Annotated in this window: 23 protein-coding genes and 1 pseudogene; 16 read left to right on the top strand and 8 right to left on the bottom strand. The window is 62.6% G+C overall.

All coding sequences use genetic code 11. The features are described from left to right. Positions 1-313: 313 nt before the first annotated feature. From BES08_RS25565 to BES08_RS25580, 4 genes are all read left to right on the top strand, one after another. On the top strand, positions 314-988 hold the full coding sequence (locus BES08_RS25565; RefSeq protein ID WP_069709688.1) for a hypothetical protein: 675 nt from the start codon (positions 314-316) through the stop codon (positions 986-988). 35 nt (positions 989-1,023) lie between these two features. Further along, complete coding sequence (locus BES08_RS25570) at positions 1,024-2,142, top strand: metallophosphoesterase family protein (protein ID WP_069709689.1); 1,119 nt, start codon at positions 1,024-1,026, stop codon at positions 2,140-2,142. After that, positions 2,139-4,766, top strand: coding sequence for an AAA family ATPase (locus BES08_RS25575; protein WP_069709690.1), 2,628 nt, complete (start codon positions 2,139-2,141; stop codon positions 4,764-4,766). Before BES08_RS25570 ends, BES08_RS25575 begins: the two co-directional genes overlap by 4 nt. A gap of 89 nt (positions 4,767-4,855) precedes the next feature. Beyond that, positions 4,856-5,785, top strand: a complete 930-nt coding sequence (locus BES08_RS25580) for a lysozyme inhibitor LprI family protein (RefSeq protein ID WP_069709691.1) — start codon at positions 4,856-4,858, stop codon at positions 5,783-5,785. Between the two features lie 112 nt (positions 5,786-5,897). On the opposite strand, the gene BES08_RS32115 is transcribed toward BES08_RS25580, so the two are convergent. Continuing rightward, positions 5,898-6,958 (bottom strand): IS630 family transposase gene (locus BES08_RS32115; protein WP_375154548.1). Its coding sequence is split into 2 segments (ribosomal slippage): positions 5,898-6,487 and positions 6,487-6,958, totalling 1,062 coding nucleotides; the frame shifts between segments, so codons are not numbered across the junction. 185 nt (positions 6,959-7,143) lie between these two features. Beyond that, the gene (locus BES08_RS33140) at positions 7,144-7,725 is read right to left on the bottom strand and encodes a hypothetical protein (RefSeq protein WP_197524526.1); all 582 of its coding nucleotides are present in this window, start codon (positions 7,723-7,725) and stop codon (positions 7,144-7,146) included. 161 nt (positions 7,726-7,886) lie between these two features. On the opposite strand from BES08_RS33140, the gene BES08_RS25600 reads away from it, so the two are divergent. Beyond that, the gene (locus tag BES08_RS25600) at positions 7,887-8,381 is read left to right on the top strand and encodes a hypothetical protein (RefSeq protein ID WP_069709695.1); all 495 of its coding nucleotides are present in this window, start codon (positions 7,887-7,889) and stop codon (positions 8,379-8,381) included. 746 nt (positions 8,382-9,127) lie between these two features. Next, positions 9,128-9,751, top strand: a complete 624-nt coding sequence (locus tag BES08_RS25605; RefSeq protein ID WP_069709696.1) for a plasmid pRiA4b ORF-3 family protein — start codon at positions 9,128-9,130, stop codon at positions 9,749-9,751. Between the two features lie 203 nt (positions 9,752-9,954). Here the strand turns inward: BES08_RS25605 and rpoD are convergent, their stop codons facing one another. From rpoD to BES08_RS25625, 5 genes are all read right to left on the bottom strand, one after another. Further along, complete coding sequence (gene rpoD / locus BES08_RS25610) at positions 9,955-12,012, bottom strand: RNA polymerase sigma factor RpoD (RefSeq protein ID WP_375154549.1); 2,058 nt, start codon at positions 12,010-12,012, stop codon at positions 9,955-9,957. 692 nt (positions 12,013-12,704) lie between these two features. Beyond that, positions 12,705-12,854, bottom strand: a complete 150-nt coding sequence (locus BES08_RS33145) for a hypothetical protein (protein WP_156799965.1) — start codon at positions 12,852-12,854, stop codon at positions 12,705-12,707. Between the two features lie 166 nt (positions 12,855-13,020). After that, positions 13,021-13,479 carry an alpha-ketoglutarate-dependent dioxygenase AlkB gene (locus BES08_RS25615; protein WP_338043879.1) on the bottom strand — a complete coding sequence of 153 codons (459 nt, stop codon included), beginning with the start codon at positions 13,477-13,479 and terminating at the stop codon, positions 13,021-13,023. 103 nt (positions 13,480-13,582) lie between these two features. Further along, a complete protein-coding gene (locus tag BES08_RS25620) occupies positions 13,583-14,212 on the bottom strand; it encodes a DUF2268 domain-containing putative Zn-dependent protease (protein WP_083274820.1) in 630 nt (209 codons plus the stop codon). Further along, a complete protein-coding gene (locus BES08_RS25625) occupies positions 14,209-14,505 on the bottom strand; it encodes a hypothetical protein (protein ID WP_069709699.1) in 297 nt (98 codons plus the stop codon). Before BES08_RS25625 ends, BES08_RS25620 begins: the two co-directional genes overlap by 4 nt. 336 nt (positions 14,506-14,841) lie before the next feature. Between BES08_RS25625 and BES08_RS25630 the strand changes: the two genes are divergently transcribed. The 9 genes and pseudogenes from BES08_RS25630 to BES08_RS25665 all read left to right on the top strand — a co-directional run. After that, positions 14,842-15,045, top strand: coding sequence for a hypothetical protein (locus BES08_RS25630; RefSeq protein ID WP_008829509.1), 204 nt, complete (start codon positions 14,842-14,844; stop codon positions 15,043-15,045). 237 nt (positions 15,046-15,282) lie between these two features. Continuing rightward, positions 15,283-15,675, top strand: coding sequence for a helix-turn-helix domain-containing protein (locus BES08_RS25635; protein ID WP_008829508.1), 393 nt, complete (start codon positions 15,283-15,285; stop codon positions 15,673-15,675). Next, positions 15,675-16,958, top strand: coding sequence for a type II toxin-antitoxin system HipA family toxin (locus tag BES08_RS25640; protein ID WP_008829507.1), 1,284 nt, complete (start codon positions 15,675-15,677; stop codon positions 16,956-16,958). Before BES08_RS25635 ends, BES08_RS25640 begins: the two co-directional genes overlap by 1 nt. Before the next feature lie 203 nt (positions 16,959-17,161). Continuing rightward, complete coding sequence (locus tag BES08_RS25645) at positions 17,162-18,565, top strand: flagellin family protein (RefSeq protein ID WP_069709700.1); 1,404 nt, start codon at positions 17,162-17,164, stop codon at positions 18,563-18,565. Between the two features lie 134 nt (positions 18,566-18,699). Continuing rightward, positions 18,700-19,059 carry a hypothetical protein gene (locus BES08_RS25650; protein ID WP_197524527.1) on the top strand — a complete coding sequence of 120 codons (360 nt, stop codon included), beginning with the start codon at positions 18,700-18,702 and terminating at the stop codon, positions 19,057-19,059. 100 nt (positions 19,060-19,159) lie between these two features. Beyond that, positions 19,160-19,321, top strand: a complete 162-nt coding sequence (locus BES08_RS33150; protein ID WP_156799967.1) for a hypothetical protein — start codon at positions 19,160-19,162, stop codon at positions 19,319-19,321. Positions 19,322-19,516: 195 nt separating this feature from the next. After that, complete coding sequence (locus BES08_RS25655) at positions 19,517-20,185, top strand: LysE family translocator (protein ID WP_008829503.1); 669 nt, start codon at positions 19,517-19,519, stop codon at positions 20,183-20,185. Positions 20,186-20,191: 6 nt separating this feature from the next. Continuing rightward, positions 20,192-20,743, top strand: a complete 552-nt coding sequence (locus tag BES08_RS25660; RefSeq protein WP_069709702.1) for a hypothetical protein — start codon at positions 20,192-20,194, stop codon at positions 20,741-20,743. Between the two features lie 178 nt (positions 20,744-20,921). Beyond that, a pseudogene (locus tag BES08_RS25665) lies at positions 20,922-21,457 on the top strand (transposase); the annotation flags it as partial. Between the two features lie 636 nt (positions 21,458-22,093). On the opposite strand, the gene BES08_RS25670 reads toward BES08_RS25665, so the two are convergent. Next, entirely contained in the window at positions 22,094-23,527 is a 1,434-nt protein-coding gene (locus tag BES08_RS25670) for a replication protein RepA (RefSeq protein ID WP_156799968.1), read from the bottom strand. Positions 23,528-24,222: 695 nt separating this feature from the next. Between BES08_RS25670 and BES08_RS25675 the strand changes: the two genes are divergently transcribed. Continuing rightward, entirely contained in the window at positions 24,223-25,404 is a 1,182-nt protein-coding gene (locus BES08_RS25675) for an AAA family ATPase (RefSeq protein WP_276526999.1), read from the top strand. Positions 25,405-25,452: the final 48 nt, after the last annotated feature.

A 25,452-nucleotide genomic window follows, 5' to 3' on the forward strand; every position in this document is an offset into this window, starting at 1 on the left:
TGCGACACGCCATTTGAAGGCAGACGTTTCCCGAGGGAGACACCAGGCTTCCGAAGCCGCCCGCCGCTTTCACTCACCCGGTGCGAAGGCTGAGCTGAGGCGGCCCGGGAAGAGCCTGCTTGCCCCGGCTTTGTCACATGGAATTTCCAGATCGCGTAAACCTTCTGGAAAACCGTAATTTCCCCGGATCGACGCGGCGGCACTTAACAGCACACAACGGCATCCAGGAGCGCCACAGCGACGTCACAGCTGCCGCGACCGGAACTGTCACACTGTGCCCCGATACCGATCCCGCAACTGCCAAGGAGCCTCCATGCCGCACGACATTCCGCCGACCGACGGCCGCAACTCCACGCCGATAGACCACGCGATCGCCGGAGCGGTCTATCCCGTCCTCGTCGCCGTCGCCGGGGCACAGGCAGCGCGGACGATCACTTTCGAGAACCTGGTCCTCGACGCCCGCCAGCTGCTGACTGGGCAGGAACACCCGATCCACGCCCAAATCGCGACGAGCATGGGCCGCCGCCTCGAAGTGCTGCGCGGTCATACGCAGGCGTACCGGTATCCCGACCTGACAACCCTCGTCGTCAATAAGAAGGGCGAAAACCCGCTGCCCGACGTGTTCGTGCGGCAGGCTCACGCGCGCGCGTTTGACTGGTCGTCGGTGGACCCACGGTTCCTCGCCGGGCTGGGGATCGACGCCGACACCGGTGAGCACCTCCAGCGCCGCAGCGAGGAGGAGGCGAAGAACGTGATGGCTGCCCATTGGCGCGATCACGGCAAGTCTTACAGCCCGGACATGACCCGGCACCGCTCGGCGATCATCAGGGCGCTCATGCTGGGCAATGACCCCGCCGACGTCTTCGCCGCGATCGACCGGTGGCTGCGCGGACAGGACGGGCCGGTTTCGGCGCAGGTAATCGGAATGCGGCCGGCCAAAGCATCCTCGACCGCTTCTGTCGTAGCCCCGGCGCACAGGCCCCGCTAGACGACACCCCTAAACCCCAGCGGACACCGGACCTCATGCGCTTCATCCACACCGCCGACTGGCAGCTCGGCAAACCCTTCGGCCGCTTCGATGCGGAGACGCGCGCGGCGCTGACCGAGGCGCGGTTCGATGCCATCGACACGCTGGGCAAGGCGGCGGCGCAGCATGGCGCAGGCCATGTCCTCGTCGCCGGGGACGTGTTCGACACCGAGGGGCCGGACGAGCGCACCGTGGTTCAGGCCGTCTCCCGCATGGGAGCCCACGCCTGCCGCTGGTGGCTGCTCCCCGGCAACCACGATTTCGCCCGTAACGGCGGCTTGTGGGACCGCGTGAGGAAGCGCGCCGGCGCGAATGTGACGGTCCTGTCCGAACCCGCGCCGCATGAGATCGAGGACGGCGTGTGGCTGCTGCCCGCGCCGCTGCTCCACCGCCACACGCTCGACGATCCGACCGAGGCGTTCGCCCGCATGGAAACGCCCGGCGCGCGGCTGCGGATCGGGCTGGCGCATGGCTCGATCCGGGGCTTCGGCTCGCAGGGGGACACCAAGAACCTCATCGCGCCCGACCGCGCGCGGCTGTCCAATCTCGACTATCTGGCGCTGGGCGACTGGCACGGCACGCTGCAGGTCGATCCGCGCACCTGGTATTCCGGCACGCCCGAGACCGACCGCTTCCAGCCCGGCCGCGACGATCCCGGACAAGCGCTGCTGGTCGATCTGGAACTCGGAAAGGTGAGCGTCACGCCGCTGCCCACCGGCCGCTTCCGCTGGCTGTCGCGCGACTGGCCGGTGGCCGACGCGATCGGCTTCGCGGCGCTGGCCGAAGACCTCCTCGCCGCCTGCGAGCCTGCCGCCACGCTGCTGCGCCTGACGCTTTCCGGCATCGTCCCGCTGACCGACCGCGTGGCGATGCTCTCGCGCATCGAGGACGACCTGACGCACCGGTTGCGCCATCTCGACGTGCGCGACGCCGACGTGGTGGCCCGGCCCACCGAGGAAGACCTCGCCGCGCTCTCCAGCGAAGGCATGATCGGCCGCGCCGGCGCCCTGCTTCGCGCGAAGATCGAGGCCGACGGCCCCGACGCGCCGCGCGCCCGCCGCGCACTGGAACGCCTCTTCGTCGAAACGCTCCGCGATCAGGGAGACGCCGCATGAGCCTGCTGATCCGCCGCATCGTGCTGGAAAACTTCCGCAAGTTCCGCGCACCTCACGAGATCGCCGGGCTGACGCCGGGCCTCAACATCGTCATCGAGCCGAACGAGACGGGCAAGTCCACCCTGCTCGAAGCGGTGCGCGCGGCGCTGTTCCTCAAGCACGGCTCGACGACGAAGCTGATCCGCTCGTTCCAGCCCATCGGCGACAATGTTGGGCCGCAGGTGGCGCTCGATTTCGAGGTCGGCGGTTCGGCGTGGTCGCTGACCAAGAAGTTCGTCAAGGCCCCCTCAGTGGAGCTGTCAGGCCCCGCCGGACGCCAGCAGGGCGAAGCTGCCGAACAAGCGCTGCAAGACCTGCTCGGCTTCGAGGCGGGGCTCCAGAAAGACCACTTTGCGAAAAATCTGCACGGCGCGCTCGGCATGTTGTGGGTGGCACAGACGGATGGGCTTTCGGTGGAGGCCCCCGGCTCGTCCCTGCGCGATCTGATCGGCGCGACGCTGGAGGGCGAGGCGGGCGCGCTGGTCGGCGGCCCCGCGTTCGAGCGCATCCGCGCGCGCATCGACACCCAGTATTCGGCCTATTTCACCGGCCGGGCGGGCGCACCGACGCAGCGCCTGCTCGCCGCGCAGAAGCGCGTAAGCGCGGCGGTGGAAACGCTGGCCGAAGCCCAGCGGCGCGAGGAATTGCTCGAAGCCGCCTTCGCCGATCTCGATGCCGCGCGCCGCCAGCTGGCGACCCTGCGCCGCGAACTGGACGACGACCCCGACGCCGCCGAGCGCGCCGATGTCCTCGCCCGGCTCGAAACCGCACGCGGCGCGGCGCAGCAGCTCGCCACCCGCAAGGCCGAAGGCGCCGCGGCGGCATCCCGGCTCGGCGGGTTGGAGGACTTGTCCACCCGCCACGTCGCCGCGCTCGAACGGCAGGCTTCGGCGCAGGCGCGGCAGGCGGCGGCGCGCGAACAACTCGCAGGGCTGACCGAGGGTCTCGCCACCGCGCACACCCGCGCCGAGACGGCACGCGGCGCTCTCGATACGGCGCTAACCGCGCGCGACGCAGCGCGTACGGCGCTGACAGAGGCCCGCGCACAGGACATCGCGATACGCCGCCGCGCGCAGATCGCCGCCGCGCATGAACGCCTTGCGCAAGTCACCGCGCTCGAGGCCGAACGCGGCCCGCTCGATACGGCGGTGAAGCAGGCCGTGCCCGCGCGCGTGCTCGAAGACCTCGCTGCCGCCGAGCGCGAGGTGGTGCGCTATGCCGCGCTGCTCGAAGCGGACGGCACCCGCGTCGAACTGATCGGGGCGAAAGGGATCACCAAGGACGGCGCGCCGCTCGAACCGGGCGAATGGACGCTGACGCGCGAAACCCGCATCGGGTTGCCCGGCGGCGGTGAACTGGTGCTGCGCCCCTCGCAGGCTCTGGCCGGGGCACAGGCGGCGCTCGACGGCGCGCAAGGCCGCCGTGCCGCGCTGCTGGCGCAGTGGCAGGTCGCCACGCTGGCCGAGGCTCAAGGCCGCGCCGAAGCCGCGCGCGAGGCGACCCGCGCACTGGAAACGCTGGCCGCGCGCGTGCTCGCCGCCGCGCCGGCCGACCGCGATCTCGGCCTTGCCGCCGGAGCGGCACCCCTGCACGCCTTCGTCGCCGCACACCCGCTGGAGGCCGGAGAGGCTGAGGCCCCTGCCCGCCCCATCGCGGAACTGGAGGCCGATCAGGACCGCGCCGACACCGCCTTCACCCGCGCCGAAGCGCAGGCCCGGCAGGCCGAGGACGACGCGCGCGAGGCCGAGAAGGCGCGCGTTCCCCTCGCCATCGAGGAGGCCGCCGCCGCCAGCGACATCGCCCGCGTGGCCGACGAACTGGCGCTGCTCGCCGCGCATGCCGACTTCCCAGACCTTGCCGCGACGCTGATCGCCGCGCGCGAAGCCGCCGCTGCCACCTCGGTCGCGCTGCAGCAGGCCGAGGCGAACGCGCGCGCCTTCGACGAAACCGCCCTCTCCCGCCGCCTCGACACGTTCGCCGCGCGCCGCCGCACGGCACAGGAGCGCCAGAGCGAGCTGAAGGCGCAGATTGCGGGCCTTGAGGCCAAGGTGGAAAGCGACGGCGGCAAGGGCCTCGCCGAACACGCCGCCGCCGCGCGCGAGGAGGACGAAGCCGCCCGCGCCGCGCTCATCCGCATCGAGGAGGAGGCTGAAACGCTCAAACTCCTGCGCGCGACCATGGCCGAGGCGCAGGCGGAAACCGCGCGCTCGATCACCGGCCCGGTGGCGAGCCGCGCCGCGCGCCATGTCGGCCGCATCCTGCCGGGCGCCGAGCCGGCCTTCGGCGACGACCTCGGCCTTTCCACTATCCGCCGCGCCGGGGTGGACGAGGCCTGCGAGCAGTTGTCGAGGGGCACGCAGGAACAGCTGGCGATCCTGACCCGCCTCGCCTTCGCCGACATGCTGCTGGAGGAAGGCCGCCCCGTCTCGCTGATCCTCGACGACCCGCTGGTCTATTCCGACGACGTGCGCCTGGATGCGATGACCGACCTGATCGTCGAGGCATCGGAGCGGATGCAGGTGATCCTGCTGACCTGCCGCGAACGCGCGTTCCGGCATGTGGCGGGGACGCGGATTAAAATTTAGCAAGACGGCAACTCCGCAGTTTTTGCGGATACCGGTTCGCAAGGAACCGGGCCTATTGCCGCGCCTCCGTACAAATAGGGGGTACAACCATGTTTCGCAGAGCGATCCTGATTTCGGTCGTCAGCCTGTCCCTGACAGGCTGCGATGCCATCTCGAACCTGATTTCCGGCCCGCAGGGCTGCCTCGATCCCGCAGGCCAGACGACCGCGATCGATGCGGTCCGCGAAGCGGTTGAGAAATACGTCCTCAAGGCTGCCGAGAACATGGAGGGCGGATCGCAGCCCACCGGCTCGAAGATCCGCGCGACGCTGGACCAGCTCAAGTTCGTCTTCGAGGATGTGCGCACCACCAAGGAAGACCCGGACAGCAGCAAGAAGTTCTGCACCGGCCATCTCAAGGTGAGCTTCCCCGAGCAGATCCTCAAGGATGCCGACGCGGTATTCTCGCTGATTGGCGAGGAGACGCTGGGCAAGCGCGCCGACAAGGAAGGCATCCGCAAGGACGCCAATGCCATCGTCTTCGACGCCGACTTCAACGTCCAGCCCACCGATGACGGCAAGAAGGTCTATGCCGAAGTGGAGAATCCCGACATGATCACGCACATGATCGGCGATATCGTCGGCGGACACCTGCTGCGCAAGCCGGTCGAACAGGCCAACCGCAGCCGCATCGATCAGGAAGCCGCCGAGCAGCAGCAGGCAGAGCAGGCGCAGACCGACCAGCGCGAGGCGGTCTATGAGGAAGCGAAGGCCACCAACGATCTCGCCATGCAGGGCATCAACGCCTCGTGGAACGCGCTGCCCTCAGAAGTGCGCCAGCGCGTGCTGCCAATGCAGCGCGCCTGGATCAAGCGCAAGGACGCCGAGTGCAAGATCGAGGCGGCCAACACTTCGACCGATCCCACCGAGCGCGAAGCCGCCCGCCTGCAGTGCCAGGCCCGCTTCAACAACCAGCGCGCAAGCGAGATCAACGATCTCGTCAGCCGGACAGCCTACCAGCAGTCCGAAGAGACGTACTGAGAACGAGTGACGGCGCCGGTTTCGGCGCCGTCACGATCCCTCACCGCACCAGCACCATTTCGGAGCGCAGTCGGCTGATGCGCCAACGCGACGTAATACCAAGGTGCATTGATCAGAACCCATGGGCCCATTGACGCAGTCCGAGGGACATGATGCGCCAGGGCTGTTCGACGAGCTTGTTCCAGGCGAAGCAGCAGTGGTCGACGATGTCATCGTAGGATTGGAAGATGCGGTTCGACAGCCAGTTGTCGCGCATGAACTGCCAGACGTTCTCGACGGGGTTGAGCTCCGGGCACCTGGGCGGCAGCGGCATCAAGGTGATGTTGGGCGGCACGACCAACTCGACCGATCCATGCCATCCGGCCTGATCGAGCAGCAGAACGGCATGTGCGCCTGGCGCGACGTGGAAGGCGATCTCCTCGAGGTGCATGCTCATCGTCTCGCTGTTGCAGCGGGGCATGACGATGCCGGCGGCTTTACCTTCGGCGGGACAGATCGCGCCGAACAGCCATGCCGAGGAGCGCCGCTGATCCTTGGGTGCCGAGGGCCGCGTGCCGCGCTTCGCCCAGCGCCGGGTGAGCTTGGTTTGCTGACCGATGCGAGCCTCGTCCTGCCACCACAGCTCTATCGGCGTTCCTCGCGGGAGGCGCCGCCTGATCTGCGCCAGGCGGGCAGCGAAGCTTTTTAAAAATCGGCAATGTCGTCGCCCTTCTGCCCCCGATGGCGGGGCCGCGCCGAGAGCTTGCGGTAGCCCATCGCGCGAAGCTCACGCCCGAGGGTATGGCGCGTGACCGAGAGCGCGAACTCGTCCCAGATCCACTGGGTCAGATCGGCAAGCCGCCAGCGCACCACGCCATGCGCCGCGGGGATTGGCCCTGCCTCGACTATCGCCGCAAGCCGCGCGCGCTGCTCGTCATTGAGGATCGCGGCCCGGCCCGGCGCCTTGCGCGTCGTCAGACCATCGGGGCCGCCTTCGTTGAACCGCAGGACCCAGTCGCGCACGATTTGCAGCGTGACGCCGGCAACCTTCGCCGCTTCGCTCCGGCTCCCGCCGTCCAGGATCAGAGCCACCGCCAACAGCCGCCGGACCTGATCCGCATCATCGCTTCGTCGCGCAAACTGCCGCAAATCCGCCGATGTGTAGTCAGACCGAACCCCAATCGCTGCCGCCATCGCAAGCCTCCACGTGCCTGCTACGTCGAATCAGATTTTCACGAGCTTGGGAATCCCCCGCGTGAGTCAGCCTCAACGCACCTTGGTATAAGTCCCCAAGCACCCAGGCTTCGTCTATGAAGCGGTAAACATGGACCGGGCAACCACGCAGGCCCTGGCATGGTGGCTATCTTCTACATGACCTCCTAGTCTTGCAGCTCATAGGTTTCTACGCGGTCCCATTTTATCATCATTAATCGGCCACCGGACCTACATGTCACAAATTCATCCGGCAGGACCATAAGGTCCTGAACTGTCTCTCTTATCAAAAAGCCTGACCTTAGCTCTTCATCCGTCGCGCCATAGCGATCCTTAAGCCCCGCCAATTCGGCTCTTCCCATATTTCGCACATCCATCTCGGAAGGTACGGCTCCACGCGCTCTCCAATTGGCTACGGCAGGATGCTCGCAGTTTGAAATATCTGAGACAGGAACAATTACGCCGCGCGGCTTCAGGCGTTCATAAGCAGCATACGCCTCCGCGAGAATGTGGAAGCCCCTTTTCTGATTGGCTCCCGTAACGGCGGCTTCCAGAAAGCCTAGCGCAGCCGCACCGGCCAGCGCGACCCCAGGTGAACCCCAAATGCCAATTCCAGTCGAAAAACTACCGACTAGTGGCTGAGCTTCGGCCAATAGCCTTTGCCACTTCGCTATCGCCGCGGCACTGTGAAATAGCACGCCGTCAACTGCTATAGTCTTACCACCCACCATCACTTGAAGTTGCATCACACCTACTTTTCCAAGTTAAAAAATGCACCGGCTTCGCACCATCCCAGCCATCATTATTGGTGAAACAGACGGCCACCGGCATTTAATTGACCAGAGACAGTTGATTGTAAAGATGTGGCAATCTAACGGCCGGACGGCATTTTGTTAACAGGGGAATATTCGTGAAAAAGTTAATTGCGGCGGCGGTCGCGGCCCTCGCCTTTTCCTCCGCGCCAGCTGCTCTTGCCAAAGGCGTGGCAATTGAAGCAAACGGCGCACGCGCCCATTCCGTTTGGGGCGGTGAGTTTGGCGTCGGCTACAACTTCACTCTATCCGGGTTCACTCTTCGGCCGATCGGTGGTGCCTTCGTCTACAAGGGCGACAATGATCGGTACTACGAGGATCACTTCTCGAACGGTCAGTCGCGATGCCGTGACAGTTCCACCGGACAATTTGCGAACGATGCAAAGTGCAGCAACACTGCCGTGAAAGCCTACGGCAAGATCGAAGCGACCTACACTCTGCCGGCCAGCTTTGAGTTTGGCGGTGGCGCTCGATTCAGCAGCGAAAAGATCCGTCCCTACGGAACCGTCAGCTTCCCGATCGGTCCGAAGATCCGCGTGAAGGGAAACGCGGGCGACCGTTACTACGCCCTAGGCCTGCGGGCCGATTTCTAGCCGATCTGGGCCGTCTCGCGATTTCAGTGAGGCGGCTCAAAATGGCGATGATGATTGGTTCCGAACGAGATTGGCGATTACTATTCGCAGCCTGCCCCGTCACCATTTCGGTCTAGATGCCGTGGGTAAGCGTCGACACGCTCCACGCATGTCCAAGATATCCGCCGGCTAGGACAGCTTTGGAATTTCGATCTTGAAGCCAAGGTACTTGCCCTTCCGGGCACGTTCTCCCCAACACGGCGCAGTGGAGACCGGCAAGCCGTCAGGTAGCTGTTACAGGCGTAACCGCCCCCGGCGGCCGCGATCAGCCCAAGTGAGCCTCAACGGCGCAATACCGTGGGGGCTGCGTAACGCAGCTTCGCTGCCTGGTTACCTGCGATGGTTCCGATAATCCGACCAATCATTCGAAATCTTCATTCGCAATGCTCAGGAACGAAAAACGTCATTATTCCGCCAAATGGCTGCGGCGGAGCGCCGCTCTTGCTGTGACGCAGAGGCAGGCTCTCGACATTTTTCGACTAGCTGCCGGAGGATGGATTCTCGGCCAGGGCCGCGGCAATCATCGCGGCCAGCGTCTCCTCCGCACGAGCGCGAATGACGTCGTGCTTCGATTCCAGATCGTGGCGCACCCATTTAGGCGCACGTTCGGTTATGCTGCGTCCGCCTCTGCAGCTACCAACGGTGTGTCACCTTGCCTCGCCAGCCGAGACCTTGATCCCCTACGCTATCGCAGGCATGGTCGCGCCATGGCCAAGCCTTACGACCCCTACGCCTATATCATTCGCGTAGAAGCCCGGATTGTCGGTGTCGAGCCGGCTATTTCGCGCACCCTGGAGTTACCCAGCACCCTCAATTTCGCGCAGCTTCACGAAGTGTTGCAAGCAGCATTCGGGTGGACCGACAGTCACCTGCACCAATTCAATGTCGGGGGCCTTTCCATCGGTGCGCCGGAGGCCATCGAGGTTGGTGCTTACGGGCCGAAGGTCCTTGAGGCGACTGACATACAGCTCAAGGATCTGACCTTCCCTTGCGAGGACGCTGCATCGCTAACGATCACATACCAATATGACTTTGGCGATGACTGGCGCCACAGCCTGGTGCTCCGTCGCTGCCAGATCGAAGATGACGTCAAGTATCCTCGCTGCGTTGCAGGTGCAAGGGCCGGCCCGCCAGAAGATGTTGGAGGTTACCCCGGCTATGCCGAGTTCCTGGAAGCCTGGCTCGATGAGCGACATGAAGAGCATAAGTCAGTACGCCGCTGGGCGGGTAAGAACTTCGACCCTGAGCGCTTCGAACCCGATGCGACGAACAAGGCCATCGCCAGCGCTATGCGTGCGTCTCGCGGCGATTACCAAAGGAGGCGTTCTTGAGCCCGTGTTTGCACTGCCATCATTGACGTCAACTTTAGTCTATTTTCCAGCCGAGCCCGACAGCGCAGCGGCATCATAAGGCTGCCTGTAACGCCTGTCGGACAGTCCGCTCACCATTTTCCTTCATCGAACAGGACAGGTGAATTCTGACGCATCCGGTGCTCGGGTAAGAGGACACACGTTCGCCAAACGGGCAACGCCTATCAGTCCAGGAATGCTCGCATCGCGCGCGACCTGCTGGGGTGCTTGAGCTTGCGCAGCGCCTTGGCTTCGATCTGGCGGATGCGCTCGCGGGTCACCGAGAACTGCTGACCGACTTCCTCCAGCGTGTGATCGGTGTTCATGCCGATGCCGAAGCGCATGCGCAGCACGCGCTCCTCGCGCGGGGTCAGCGATGCCAGCGTTCGCGTGATCATTTCCTTGAGGTTCGCCTGGATTGCCGCGTCCACCGGGATGACTGCGTTCTCGTCCCTGATGAAATCGCCAAGGTGGCTGTCTTCCTCGTCGCCCACAGGCGTTTCGAGCGACACCGGTTCCTTCGCGATCTTGAGCACGCGCTTGACCTTGTCGAGCGGCATCGAGAGCTGTTCGGCCATTTCCTCGGGCGTGGGCTCGCGGCCATGCTCGTGCAGGAAGCGCCGGTTTGCCCGGACCAGCTTGTTGATCGTCTCGATCATGTGAACCGGGATGCGGATCGTGCGGGCCTGGTCCGCGATCGAACGGGTGATGGCCTGCCTGATCCACCAGGTCGCATAAGTCGAGAACTTGTAGCCGCGCCGGTACTCGAACTTGTCGACGGCCTTCATCAACCCGATATTACCCTCCTGGATCAGGTCGAGGAACTGCAGCCCCCGGTTAAGGTACTTCTTGGCGATCGAGATCACCAGGCGCAGGTTCGCCTCGACCATCTCCTTCTTGGCGATACGCGCCTCGCGCTCGCCCTTCTGGACCATGTTGACGATGCGGCGAAACTCGGGAAGCGCCATGCCGATGGTCGCCGCGATTTCCGTGACCTCGTTACGGATACGCTCGGCGGGCTCGGCTTCGGCGGCGGCGAACGCGGCCCATTTCTTGTCCCTGCCTGCCATCTCGGCCACCCAGGTGTCATCCAGTTCACGGCCGACGTAGGCTTCGAGGAAATCGGCGCGCTTCACCTTGTGCCGCTCGACCAGCCGCAGCATCTGGCCGCCCAGCGCCGTGAGACGGCGGTTGGACACGTAGAGGTTGTCGATCAGCTGTTCGATCTTGGCGGCATGGAATTTGACCGACTCCACCTCGGCGGTCAGTTCCGCGCGCAGCTGCAGATACTGTTCCTCGCGCGCATGAGGGAAGGCTATACCCAACCCCGCCGCTTCCGTGCGGTCCGCCTGAACCCGCTCGAAGCTGTGAAAAAGCTCGGCGATAAGCCCGAATTTCTCCAGTGCCTCAGGCATCAGCGCAGCTTCCATCTGGGCAAGGCTGATACTGCCCTCGTCCGCGTCCGCCTCTTCGGTTCGCACGGCCGCGACCGGATTGCCGTCCTCGTCCAGTTGACCGGCGCTTTGCTCTTCCGGCTCCGCTTCATCGCTGAACGATGGGCCTGCGGTCTTCTCGCTGATCTCGCCGCCGTCGTCAGCCTCGGCGTCCTCCCCGAATGTCTCGGGTTGCGGTTCCTTCGCAAGCATTGCGTCGAGATCGAGGATCTCGCGAAGCTGCATGTCTCCGGCATTGAGCGCCTCGGACCAGTGGATGATGGCATGAAACGTCAGCGGACTTTCGCACAAGCCCTGGATCATCATGTCGCGGCCCGCTTCGATCCGCTTGGCAATAGCGGCCTCACCCTCACGGGTGAGCATCTCCGCCGCGCCCATTTCGCGCAGGTACATGCGCACGGGATCATCCGTGCTGCCCAGGCTCTCCGCTTTTTTCGGCTTCGGCCCGCGGCTTTCGAAAACTGCCCCGTCGTCGACGCCCCCTACATCATCATCGGCTGCATCGTCGCCCACATCGTTACCGGGCGCCTGATCGTCGTCGCTCTCATCCTCACGCGATAAGGCGCCCCCGGCGGGCGTATCGTCGGAATCCGGGTCATCTTCGTTCTCGACGATCCTGATACCCATCTCCGACATCGCCGCCATGACGTCCTCGATCTGGTCTGCGGTCATCTGATCCTGCGGCAGGGCAACGTTCAGCTCGTCGACGGTGATCGTGCCGCGACGCTTGGCATAGGCTATGAACTTGGCGACAGACCCGCGGCTTGCCTCGACAACTGGCGCTTCCATTTCACTGCCGCGTTCGCTTCTGCTCATATCTTGGCCGTCAACTCGTTTTTGGAGTGCCGTTCACGAGACCGTGGAAGGCAATTATCGCGGCTCTATTGCCGGAGAAGGCCCCGCAGTTCCAGCGCGCTTTCCACGACTTCGGGAGTATACCGGCGCGGACGTCATTCCAGCTACCCGCATTGCCATTACCGAACTGCGGCCTCTCGCCTCAACGAATTGTTCGGCCGCGTCGAGAAACCCCAACGCCTCGAGCAACTCATGATCGACCCGTCGAAAGACAACGCCAAGACCGCGAACTTGCCCGCTCGGGAAAGTCGCGCGGATCGCTGCATCAAGGTCCTCTGGCGCTATCACAGAGTTCGGCGAGCGATCCCCAGATCGTCTCGATATCGCCTTTCATGCGCGCCCGGTTGCACATAAGCTTGTTCCCGATAAGTCGACGCGCATCTCTACGGTGTGAATGCCTTGAGTGCCATCGTGACGGGTGCATGACCTGTGTCGCATGCCCTGCATTGCAGAGCGTCCTCATAAATCGCCATCTGCAACGAGAATTGTCGACGTTGACCGGGCTTGGCCCACCTCCTGCGGTGATCTGCTCGGCGGCGACAATCGCGACACCGGAAGACCAGGATTTCGCCGAAGCAAGGGACAGGAGACAAGAATGAGCAGCGGATGCAATGAGACGTGGGCAATCAGGCCAGAGCGCGCGCCTTTGCTTCAAAGGCCGCAGCGCGGCGCCTGAAACGTTCCGCGAGGCTGCCCCTGGCACTGCCAGCCCTTTCGCGCTCTTCAAGCGCGCGCTGCCGAAAGTAGGCAGCGTCTATCTGGTCGAACACGATCATCTCTCCTTGCGAACGCCTTTGGCGCTTCGAGCCGAAGCCTCTACCAGTGATTCGCGACAAAATCACGACATTCAACCGGTAATTGAATTACTTCGCCATGAATTGTCGATGTAACCAATTACATACTTTGATCTCGTCCTGAAATCTCAGCGGAAGGATTATAATATTACCTCGCATATGCATTGGCCATGCTGCGAAAGGTGATGGACCACCGCGGCATTTCCATCTCGGCGATACTGTGCTCCCAGTCGTATCGAGCACCCCCGCTCATGTGATATCCTGCACGTGGTTCCAGAGGCCTTGAGGCCCGCGCGAAGCCTGCGCCGCGCCGTTGCCGGAAGCGCATGGTCGCGGGCTCTCCGAGCGATATGCCGATGATGTGCTCGTAGACCGGGCGATCCCTGTGCCAGCCGATGCCGGCACCGGGATCGTACCGGATCAACAAGGCCTGGATCAGCAGTAGGGGAGCAAGGCCGGCAAAATGCGCTGCACGGTCGCGAAACGGCGGCAGCCAGTCCGGGATCGACGGCGCTTCCATGGGCTTGGCCGCCTCGAAGTCATAGCACCACCCGAACGATGCCGTGAGCCGTCTTCCAGTCCAGCCCTGAAAGCGAAACGGCGTCAAATGACTCTCGTCGATCTTGCGGATGAGCCTCGCCGCTATCGTTCCCCTCGGTCATTTCCCCTGCTCCGGGGCGTTTGCAGTGGGTCCACCCGGGCCCGGAACGTCAGCCATGCGGCCCCGTTCCCCAACCGCTCCCGGCGAGAATGTCTTTGGGATTCTTCAGGTCCAGCAGCGTGCGAAGCGCTGCACGTTTGTCGCCGGCCTTGTCATAGAAAGCCCTGGCGATCCGATAGCCCACCCAGTACCCTAGATCGCCGGGCTGATCGGGGGTGCCCACGCCATTGTAAAGCCAGCCAGACAGGTCTGAGCTGTCGGCATCGGCCAGGAACCTCGCATCGATCTCATCGACGTGCCCCTGCGTCCACGACTGCAGGTGTACATTGCTCACCTGACCCGAGATCAGCTCGGCGACGAGCTCGGCAGTTCCTTCGATGAGCGATTGGCGCAGGACAGTGGTCGGCGCATTCTCATCATCGAGCGCTGGGTCCTGCTCGATGTGCCCGTATTCGTGCGCGATCAGGTGGAACAGGCGGTCCGAGGGATCGGGCTGCAACCACGATGCCCTACATGCGACCTCAAGCCCGATAAGCACACCTGACTTTCCGGTCGTCCCTCCACTGTTGTTCCCCCCGACAAGGATCGTGACGGGCGGGAAGGTGGCTTGCGGATCGAGACGGGCGAGCGTGCGAAACGCCGTCTGGAGCTTGCCGGACACCTGTGGCAGCACGGTCATACATGTTCGAGCCTCGTCGTAGACGGCACGGTTCTGCTGAATGACCTTCGCCAGCGAGGACCCGGAGATGATCCGGTTCGGTACAAACTGACGAACCCGTCACTGCCGGCCTCGATGTAATCTTGCTGGAGCACCCGGGCCGAAGGAGCGCCGCGGGCCTCGTCATAAACCCGGTAGAAGCGCGCTACGTCCTCGATGCGGATCTGGGCGAGGTCTTGCGCCTGCACCGGCACGATGAAGGCCAAGACCCCTGCTGCGCTCGCGGCCACAAGACCCAGACGTTTGCGCACCATTTACCCCCCTTAAGCTTCGATCCGCGGCAGCGTAACAGGTCGGGCGCGCGTTGCCAGAGGGGTTGTGCCGGCACCCGCCCGACGCGACCGGCACCGGAATGCGGGAGCCGAACGCGCAGGAGAGCCCCCCACGCGCGCAGGCGCTACGGCCTTGCTGCGGCGCTGCTCGCGCGGCAAGAGGGCAGCCATGCTTGAAGACGACGCCCTGGCAGCCGAACGCACCCGGCCACGACTGACCTGCCGCCATCTCGCCGAAATGGCCCCGTTCATCCCGCCCAGCCTTTCGAGGCGTCGGGGACAGGCGCGAGCATCACGCCCTCTGTGCCCCACACGAACATGTTCCATCTCAAGCTTGATGGCGAGCCGGAGTGCTGGCTGGCATCGCGCGACCGCGTGGCGCGAGAGACGGGCATCTGGCTGTTCGGCAACCTGCGACAATCGCAGGACCCCGCGGCATGCGAGGTCGAGATTTCGATAGGCTCATCCGCGCTTACGCTGCGCAATGAGGAGATTGTGAGGGCCGTCGATCTATTGTTCTGAGAGGCGTGTGCCCGACCAGGCGCTGGCCCGCGCAACGCAACGCTCCCGGCGTGCGGCGCATGATCGATTTTCGAGAGATCGCGCGCAGACATGTGCGGGCGCGCATCCCTCTCACCCTGTTAAAAATAGCGGTATTCCGCATAAAATACTCGATCAATGCGGCTTTTCGCTTGTCATGTCTTCGAAACTGAACTAGCGGTATTACGCATTCAATCGACAGGAATAGCGGCATTCCGCATGATTTATCAGCCATTCCCCATGCTGGGCCAGCAATTGCGCAAGTGGCGCAAAGCCCGCTCGCTGACCCAGCCAGCCCTTGCGCGGCGACTGGGCAGGGATCCCGCCCGGATCTCGGAACTGGAGCGCGATCTGCTGGGATCGCGGTGGGGCCGTGACCGGCTGACGTTGCTGGCCGAAGCCTGTGATGCGCTGAGCGTCGTCCCGGTTCTGGTGCCGCGCGATCAGGTGGACAAGGTGCTGGAGACGGTCGCAGGCACCGCGGGCACGGGCCACCGCGCAAGGCCCGTGACCACCGCCTTCGACGACCTGTTCATCGACCTTGGGAGCGAACACGGCAATGAGTCGGATGGCGAGCCGGGTGACGAACCGGCGAAGGACGGCACTGACTGATGGCCAAGATACCTGCCGTCATGGGCGTGCATCTGCTCGATGCGTCGCGCGGCCCGACGCGGGTCGGGACCCTTACCCGCGATGGCGACGGGGGTGTCTCGTTCGTCGTTGCCGAGACCTACCTTCAGGACGAACAGCGACCTGTCCTGAGCCTGGGCTGGTTCGATCCTTCTTCGGCCGAGGGCACGCGCGACAGGCTTGCAGCGCGCACCCAAAAGGTGGCGATCAACGGTTTCCTGCCGCCGTGGTTCTCCGGCCTGCTCCCTGAAGGGGCGCTGCACGAGATGGTGCTGGGTGAGATGGGCCCCGGGGATCATGACCAGTTCGATGTGCTCACCAGGCTGGGCGCCGACCTGCCCGGCGCCGTCCTGGTGACGCCCGAGACGGAATTTCCCGCCTCGGCCGGGCCGGCCGAAATGGTCGACACACGCGGATTTCAGGCGCCCCTGCCCAGCGGGCTCGTCAAGTTCTCGCTGGCGGGCGTGCAGCTCAAGTTCACCGCCAACCTTCATGACGAACGCCTGACGGTGCCCGGGCGCGGAGAAAGCGGGCGGTGCATCATCAAAGTCGCGAGCGAGCGGTACGCCGGCCTGCCCGAGGCGGAGCATGCTGGCATGCTGCTTGCGCGCTCACTGGGCGTGAACACCGCCGATTGCCGGCTGGTCTCGCGCGACGTCGTCGAGGGGATACCCGAGGAGATGCTGGAGCACGGCGACCAGATCCTGGTCGTCGAGCGCTTCGACCGCTCGAGCGACGGCAACCGCATCCACATCGAGGACACCGCGCAGATCCTGGGCGCTGCGGGAGAGCGCAAGTATACCATGGGTACGAGCGAGACGGTGATCAACGCCGTACGGCGCTTCAGCACCGACAACCGCAGCGACATCCTGGAGGCGGTACGGCGCATTGTCGCCGACGTGCTTCTGGGCAATGGCGACAACCACCTCAAAAACTGGTCTTTCCGTTTTCCGGCGCCCGGGCAGATCCGCCTTTCACCGGCTTACGACATCGTGCCCACGGTTCTGTTCATGCCGGGCGACACGATGGCGCTGCAATTCATCGGCACCCGCAGCTTCGAGACCGTCAACCTGCACCGCTTCGAACGGGTCGCCAGGTTCCTGGATCTCGATCCGCGATGGATGACGCGCGAGGTACGGAATATCGTAGTCAAGGCGCTGGACACCTGGCCTGCCCTGATGCCCGAGTTGCTGCCCCGCGAGCGCGCGAGCGCCCTGCTGTTGCGCCTTGAGGGCCTGCGCATCGTCCAGGAAGCGCGCGGCTGAACCGATCCTCGCACTCCTCGCTGCCCACTGCCCCGCCCCGCAATGCCCCAAGGAGAAGGCCATGATCGACTTTCGGGAGAATGCGCGCAAACAGCTGCAGCGCGCAAAGGACGAGCTTGCGAGCGCTCAAGGGAAAAGCAGTCACCCAGACCACAACACGTACGACCTACAGCCTTCCGGATTCGACAGTAAACCCGGCGCACATGCTCTCCGACCTGGTCGCCGGCGGTGCGGCGAGCGCTATGCCCCCCGGCAGCGATGAAACGCTGGTAAGCGGAACGCGGCGTTTCACATTGCCGACTTCAGACCTTACGCCCAGCGGGTTCGAGGAACTCATTAGCCCGCTGGCGCCGGAAGATCCCTCATATCTGCCGATCACCACCAACGCTGCCCGCACGTTTCAGGTGGACGCCGGCGTCACTTCAGGCCGGATAAACCTTCTGGTCGACACAGGTTCCGCCAGCTTTGAAGGTTCGAGCGGTGCCGGTGTAGTTGAAATCTGGCAGAACGGGGTGCGTGTCGCCGCATCGGGAGCGGACTATGTCCGCAGCAGCGAGGCGGTCGCCCCCGGAACGCCCGAGGCCGGGCCATTCATTCTCAGCTTCGATTACGATCCCGAGAATGGCCAGGACATTGAAATCCGCGTGCCTGCCGGTAACGCCGGTCTCGCGATCGAAGGGCTGCAGCTCCAGGATCCTGACCTTACGATCCCCGAGCCTGTAGAGCGCTGGAAAAGCGCAATTGCCTATCAGACGCCTGCAGCATTCGATTCTCCCCTCGCCTCGGCGGACCCGGAACAGGTGGCTGCGGCCAGAGACGATCCGTTTGGCGAACGTGCATTGCCCGAAGGGGTCGTCGCTCAGTTCCCATTGGATCCTGGCCCGCTGGCAGCACACATCGACATCGCGTTCGACGCCTACGAACGAGCGGATACCATGGAAATATGGCAAGGCGGGATCCGACTTGCCGCCACGGGTCAGCCGGCGGGCACGGAGGGTGCGCAAGTCGGCGAAGGTGCGGCTCGCAGCGGCCTCAGTGTCCTGAGCTTCGACTATGACCCCGCGCGCGGCCCGCTTACAGTCATGGTCAACAACAGCGAGCATGACGCCTCGAGCGCTTGGGCGGTGGGTGCGATTTCGATGGGACCCTACGGTTCTTCGCCCGCATCGACCGGCGATGTCGTTAAGGTTGTCGCGAGCTCGCAAACCACCGGACGAGGGAATGTGCGATACGACTTTGCAACCGATACGCGAGGCGGCACCGAACGCATCGTATCGCGCGATCTCAGCCTCAGATCACTCGGCCTCGATCCTATCGATTGGGACGACCCTGACAGCTTGGCGCAAAAGGTCGAAAGGGCCAGCGGAACCGTAGGTTCTGCATTGCGCTATTTTGGAGCCCACTCGGGCTCCCTTGAGGTGCGCCAACATAGTCAGACCGTTGGCATTGCCATCGCAACCGAGGCGCTCGGCAACCTGGTGGATGCGGACATGTCTGTTCAGTCGGCTCGAATTGCCGCGCTCCGATTGCGGCAGCAACTCGCTGCGCAAACACTGGCCATCACCAATCAGCAGCCGGAGTTCCTGCTGGCACTGTTCCGCACATGATCCGCGGGTGAGGGTTGCAGAGGATCTTCTGGCCAACGTACTTACAATGCCGATGTAGGGAGCTGCGAAAATTGCGTCCTAACACTCTATCCGCCATCTTGGCCGGCCTTCACATCACCCGCGATGACGAGACGATGGCCCGGGCCATCTATCCGGTACTGATGGATGTCATCCGTCGCCGCGCGAGTATTGATCTGGCGAACCTGGCCCTCGCTGTGCGCGAACGTTGTCCCGAGCCCGAGCATCCGATTTATCGGCTGAGACCTGACGATCTTCCCAGGCCGCTGCAGGTCCTGCGCGCCTTCACCTCTCCACGTGGGTACCCCGACATGACGTGTGTGGTGGTTCAAGGCACAGCGCCCCTGACCGCCGAAGATTACGCGGACCCGACGCGGGCGGCCGCTCGCGCGTTTACTTTTGACTGGCCATCCGTGGAAGAGCAGCTTGCACTGCAATGCGACAAGTGGCGCCGAGATTTCGAGGGCAGAGCATAATCAACGCGATGAGGCTATCCGCCGTCAGCGGCCTTGGCACAGATCAGGAGTTGAGATTTCAGGAGGGTTTGGACTTCCTCGTAGTGACAAAGGAACGCATATGAAGCCCAATCGCTTGTTGCGAAAATTGCCAACCAAGGTCTCTGCCGAAGCGGCGGTGAACGGCGCCGGCCGGCAGACGAGGCGGTTTTTCTCTGCAGGCTACAAGTTCGGCATCGTGCTCGAAGGACTGCGTAGCGTGGATAGGGTAGCGGGGTTTTAGCGGCGTGAAGGCAGTGTGCATATGCACGGATTTGTTCCTGCTGATCGACCAGCACCACATGCCCGACTTTCCAATGTTCGACACCGCAAAGCTGCACTGCAATGCCGCCATTGCTCTGGCGGCGCGCGCAGCCTGCGCCTAGTGACAGCGCGGCTATGCCCGCATCGCCGCCACTAGTATTTCCGAAAGACAGCCATGATCGCGTCCCTCATCACCTATTCGGCAGCGCTGGGCATTGCCGCCGCAATTCCGGGCCCAGGGGTCGCGGCGGTCGTGGGCCAGTCTATGGGCAATGGGCTGAAGGCGGCCCTGTTCCTGCTTGGCGGGATCATTCTGGGCGATCTGACCTACCTTACCGTCGCGGTCGCCGGACTTGCCGGTATCGCCAAGGCCTTCTCGGGCGCCTTCCTGGTCATCAAGGTTCTGGGCGGCTGCTATCTTGCCTACATCGCCTGGAAAATGTGGACCAGTACGGGCGGTATCGTTCAGGCGCGCGCAAAGGAAAGCCCGAGCGGCCTTGGCTCGTTTCTCAGCGGATATTCGCTGACGCTGGGCAACCCCAAGACCATCGTGTTCTACCTTGCCCTTTTGCCCACGGTTCTGGATCTCGGCGCGGTCGGTCGGACTGGCGCAATGGGCTGCGCTGGCATGCGTCACGGCATTGACGCTGGTGGTCACGCTGGCGCCTTACGCAATCCTGGCGCATCGCGCCCGCAGCGTGATCGCCCGGCCATCGGCGCTGCAACGCATCACGCGTGCCGCAGCCGCCATCATCGGATCAACCGGCGTGATCGTCTTGGGCCAGGCCGCACGGGAACTCTCGCGCCGCACCTGACCCGCGACCAGGAAGTCATTTCGAATTAGGATACCATGTTGAACTGCCAAAAAATTCGCATCCTGGCTGCGGCATCAATCACGGCGATGCTCGTTCCGAACAGCAGCCTTGCAGCCGGTCCGGCGGCACAGCCGGACTTCTTCGGCGCCGCCCTATGCGAACCCGCCTACAGCTTCGGGCTTGCTACGCAGCTTTATGAGGAAGCCGAAAAGCTCGGTCGGCCCGACACGTCAGTATTGGGTGCGATCTATGCCCTGCCCACGCCCATCGAGCGCGAAGGCCTCACAGCCCGGGCCGCTGTGTTCGCTGGCACCTCCATCGGTGTGCTGCTGGACGGCGAAGTCGCTGAACAGGCAGCGCAGCGCTATCATCTGGTCCGGGAAAACAACCACCTGCTGGGCGCATCGAAACGCGGATTTTCCCGTGAATTGCCCGATGACCGGCAGGCCATGAAAGACCTCGGGATTATCTCGATCGTGGCACGGGAAAGCGGCGCCCTTCATCGTAAAACCTTGCTGGCCTGCGAATTCGTTTCGCACGAAGACCGGAAGGCTCTGCAAAGCCTAGAGGTGGAGAAAGGACGCTAATCTCGCGAAAAGAGGCATGACCAGATCGACGCGATGGTGCGAACCCGCTTCCACAACAACGGTCGGATCTGGGCCCCCGTGAAGCGCATCTATGCACCTTCTGCGGTGGTGGCGGAGGCCGCCAGCAAACTGGCGGCCATGCTGACGGCTTCGTGCTGGGCATCGGCTTGGGCCGGGCGTGACCATGGGGCGAGACGGCCACTATGGCCGCCCCGAGGTCATGGCCTCTGCGAGGCGGCCGGCGTCGACTATGTGTTTGTTCTGCCCACCAACGCTGCGCTGCGCGCTGATCCGGTCATCGTCGTGAGCGCCGACGCCTGCGCGGTCAAGCGCGCCCAGGAAGGCCGGGTGGTTTTGCGCAATTATGCCGGGACCCGTTAGGGTGCGAAGAGCTGGAAATGTCAGCGCCGCGTCGCCGTCCCGATCGAGGCAAGCACGCTCGGGATGGACATCCGCTACGTCGTTACTTCGCTGACCAAGAGCTCGGCCGAGCACATCTACGACACGCTCTACTGCGCCCGGGACCAGGCCGAGAATCTGATCAAGCGGCACAAGGCCCAGCTCGCCAGCGATCGCACTTCGTGCCGCTCGGCCAACGCCAACGAGATGCGGCTGATCCTGCATACTGCCGCCTACTGGGTGCTGTCGCCCATCCAGCAGGCCATCCCCAAGGCCACCGCGCTCGCCACCGCCGAGTTCGCAACGCTACGCCTGCCCCGATGAAACCGTGTTCAAAGACATCGCTACCAGCCTTCCGACTGCCCCCACATAGCCACCGCGGCCGTGCCGCCCAAAGCCCGAAACCTTACCCGTCAGCTTCGAAAAGCCCCCTGATCCCGCCGCGCTGAAAAGCGCACGTGGAGGCGCTCGCCCTGATCACTCGCTCAAAAGCAGATCGCGACCGAACAAGCCTGGCGGTGCTATCCTCAAGAATAGGACAAGCTAAACGTAAACGGTCTGTGAGCGGTTCAGTCAACGAATCCGGCCCGGCATCCGGAGATGCCATGGGTAGCTTGCCGTGGTTGTCCGCATACCTACTCATATGCAAGCCTCTGGGGTGACGCTCATCGGGCAGTTGCACATTGACCCCAAGACGACCGGTTCTGTCGCGCATTGGGGGTCGCTGCTTAAGGTACGCACGGATGCACGACGGTAGTGCGGGCGTACTTCAATCAGCGATTAGGCCAATCATCTGAACGATGGCGTACAAGAGATAGCTCGAAGCTGGAGTGCTGAAACAGCTGAGCTATGCGTCGCTGTTTAAGGTATGGTATGCCCGTTGATGCGTTGTTGACGCAGTGATGCCGATAGCAGATTCTCCAATGGAGAACGGCGCTAACCTGCTTGAAATCAGGCAGGCTTCGGCCATTTTTCTACATATCGCTTCCAGCGGTCCTTGAGCTGGTCGCCCTCCAGACTGTCAATCTCGTTTCCGAGAAGTTTCCTGAAAGCATCGGCCATGACCGTCACGGAGTTGTTTGATCCAAAGTCCCTTCCGATGCGATACAGCTCGGGCTCTGCGAATTCCAGTGCACCACTTTTGGGAAAGCGTATAGCTGGGCCGGACATAACCGGCTTGGGCTTATCGGAACTGTGCAACCTCAGCAGGCCTGCGTCCTCAGGCGCTGCCTGCGCCAGCTTCCTGGCGCCCCTCTTCTCCCCCTGGATAAGCAGCATACCCTTAGTCGGCTTCTCAGCGTAACGCAGGCGGATGATGAGATCGCTCATATCGACCGAGTGACGCGCCTGCTGGTAGACACCAGAGACCTCGTCCCAGGCAGCACGCACGGACTGACGGAATTTCGTCATCGTGCTCGATTGATTCCCCAAATGCTTGGCAAGGTCAGCCCAGTTGAGGCGCACCTCTGTCCCCTGAGGTATGCGTGGAAGCCGATATGCGAGCCAGGTGTAGAGATCGAGCTTCGTGGCACTGTCCTTCAGTGCGACGATCGCCCGTTCATTGAAAGGAACCGAATGCTTCAGCAGCTCTCCATAGAACTCTTCTGACAAGACAAAGTGCGAGACAAAGGTCCCCTCCCCCGTTCTGAGACCCGCGTACCGATTGACGATCCGCATGTCATTGACTGCAAACGCACGCATCTGCTCGCTCGGAACCTTCTCCCCCTTCTTCCCTTTGCCGGCGGGTGGAGCGCTTTCGTCCCAGCGGATTGTCCATTGGCAATTGAGGATTCGATCGATTTGATCCTGAACGCTGGTGCGTGTGCCACGTTTGCCGCCAGAGGAAGTGTTCGTGATCCCCATGCGCCGCAGCCAGCTTGAAAAGGAGCTCCCCAGATAGATTTCCCGGGTTCGCGTGCGCACTGCTTCGGTCATGATATAGATCATGATCAGCCGCGCATGGCGACCATACGGTACCCCTCTGTTCACCGCTACGAATTCACCATTCGGTCCTATGGGCTCCTGCCGCTCCATAGGCTGAATGATAAGCGAGATGTTCCCGTCACGCCTGATAACCGGCGCACTCTGGTCCTTGGGCGCCTTCACTGGAAGGGACATGGCGCAAAGTGCCGAGTGCATGAAGTTTGGAAGCGATTCTTCTTCCATCACATAATGGACGGCGTCGAAAATCCGCTTTGCGTCTGGCGTGTCGGCCAGTGCCCTCACATCGGCAACTGGACTGTGCTTCAAGGCCTCGACAAACTGTGCTCCCAGTGGAAGCATGATCTGAGCATCGCTCTCGCCTGTTTTGCGCCTTGCCACAGAATCACCCTTGGGAATCACCGATCGATGCCCCGATTTTGCCGAAATGCCGGTTAAACGCAAGCTGTTGGCGGTTTTTTAGCCGGGATACCTCCGAAAGTGCCAATGGGTCGCTGATAAAGGTACGCTGCGAAAATTCCATTAAGCTTTTTTTTTTGGAAACCCCGATCGCGTCTAACCGGAGGAAGGTATCTCCCAAAGGGAGTAGGATTCGGTAGTAGGTTAGATCGCATACTTTAAACAGCGCTCGATCGTACGTTTTCCAGCGTATGTTCGTACCTTTTCCAGCGTTCCTTCATACCTTCGTCAGCGATGGTACAATTTTATCCACAGCCCCTGACTCTCCTCAAATGCCGGCAGCATCCCGATTTGCGGTTTTGACGATGAAGCTAACCAGAAACCGCCAATGGATCGCTGTTTACGGTATTCTCGAAAGCGGGATTGAGGAGTGGACCCCCATCGCGAGGTTTGAGTACCGGAAGAGATTTTGTTTGCGCCAATCATCCGGCACCGACCACGAAACCGTACCGTAATCAGCGATGACGTTTGACCTGAAGCTTGCTGGATTTTCCACTTCCGAAGCGGAAAAGTGACAAATGGTCGCTGTTTTCGGTATCTTTGAAACGGAGAAAATGGCCCATGTCTTGGGAATGAACGACAGTTCTAGATTTTCGTTGTCGAAATTCGCGATAGAACCTAAAGAAAATCGACAACGAGGCCGTGCGCCTCGATAATCCGAGAGTCACAAGAGGACAAGCATGGCGTCCCTTTCCCCTGATTTGGGCAGCACAACCAAAGAGTTGATCACCCGGTATTATCACATGGCGAGCATGGTGCTGAGCAAGCTCCAGGAGCGCAACATTCAGCACAACCCACCCCGCAGCGGGCCGACGTTCACAATTTCACAGGCCGCCAGCCTTGTCGGTCGTTCCGCATCGGCGATCCGGATCGCTGAGGCAGAGGGTCGTCTCCCACATCAAGAGCGCAATATGACCGGGCGCCGGAAGGGCTATACGCTCAAGGACCTCGACACGATGCGCCAAGTCTTCGACACGCGTCCTTGGCGCGAGGAGACCGATCCGCCGGCAATCATAGCATGCCAGAACTTCAAAGGCGGCGTCGGCAAGTCGACAATTGCCGTGCATATGGCGCAGTATCTTGCGATACATGGCTATCGCGTGCTGTTGATCGATGCTGATGCGCAGGCATCTGCGACAATGCAGTTCGGATATATTCCGGACAAGGATCTCGACGAACTCGACAGCATTTACGCCCTGCTGCAGGGCAAGCCTGAGAGGGGCATCGCCCAGATCATTCGGAAAACCCACTTCCATAATCTTGATCTGATACCGGCTAATCTCAAGCTCTATAACGCGGAATATGAAGTTGCTGCCCGCATCGGTGTCCACGGCTTCAACGTGCTCACGACCCTTGCGCGCGACATCCATAAGGTGGCAGGCAACTACGATGTCATCGTGATGGATCCCCCGCCGGCGCTCGGCATGGTTTCGCTCTCGGTTATGTACGCTGCGAACGCGCTGCTCATCCCGGTTCCGCCCAGCATTGTCGATTTCGCCTCAACGACTGCGTTTTTGGGCATGCTTGAAGAGACGATGGGCGCACTGGGTGAGCACGATATCCAGCCGGAGTATGGGTTCGTGGGAATGGTGATTTCCAAGAGCGAGGCGAACATCGAGTCTCAAAGGCAGATTGTAGACATCACCAATACGGTGTTCGGACGCAGTGTATTTTCGCAGGAGCTTCGGAGCTCTGCGGAGTTCAACAATGCCGCCAGCCAGTTGAAGACGGTCTTCGACCTGACGTCTTCAACGACGAACCACGCGGTCAGAACCCGCTGCCTCAATCAGCTCAACCAGCTTGGCTGGGAGCTTGAGGAAAACATCAAGAAACTTTGGCCATCGAGACATGGGCTCGACTGAAGCTCGCCGCCTCAATCGCTCTCATCTTGCCCCGGCCACTGTGCCGGG

This window comes from Novosphingobium resinovorum, from assembly GCF_001742225.1.
GTDB lineage: Bacteria > Pseudomonadota > Alphaproteobacteria > Sphingomonadales > Sphingomonadaceae > Novosphingobium > Novosphingobium resinovorum_A.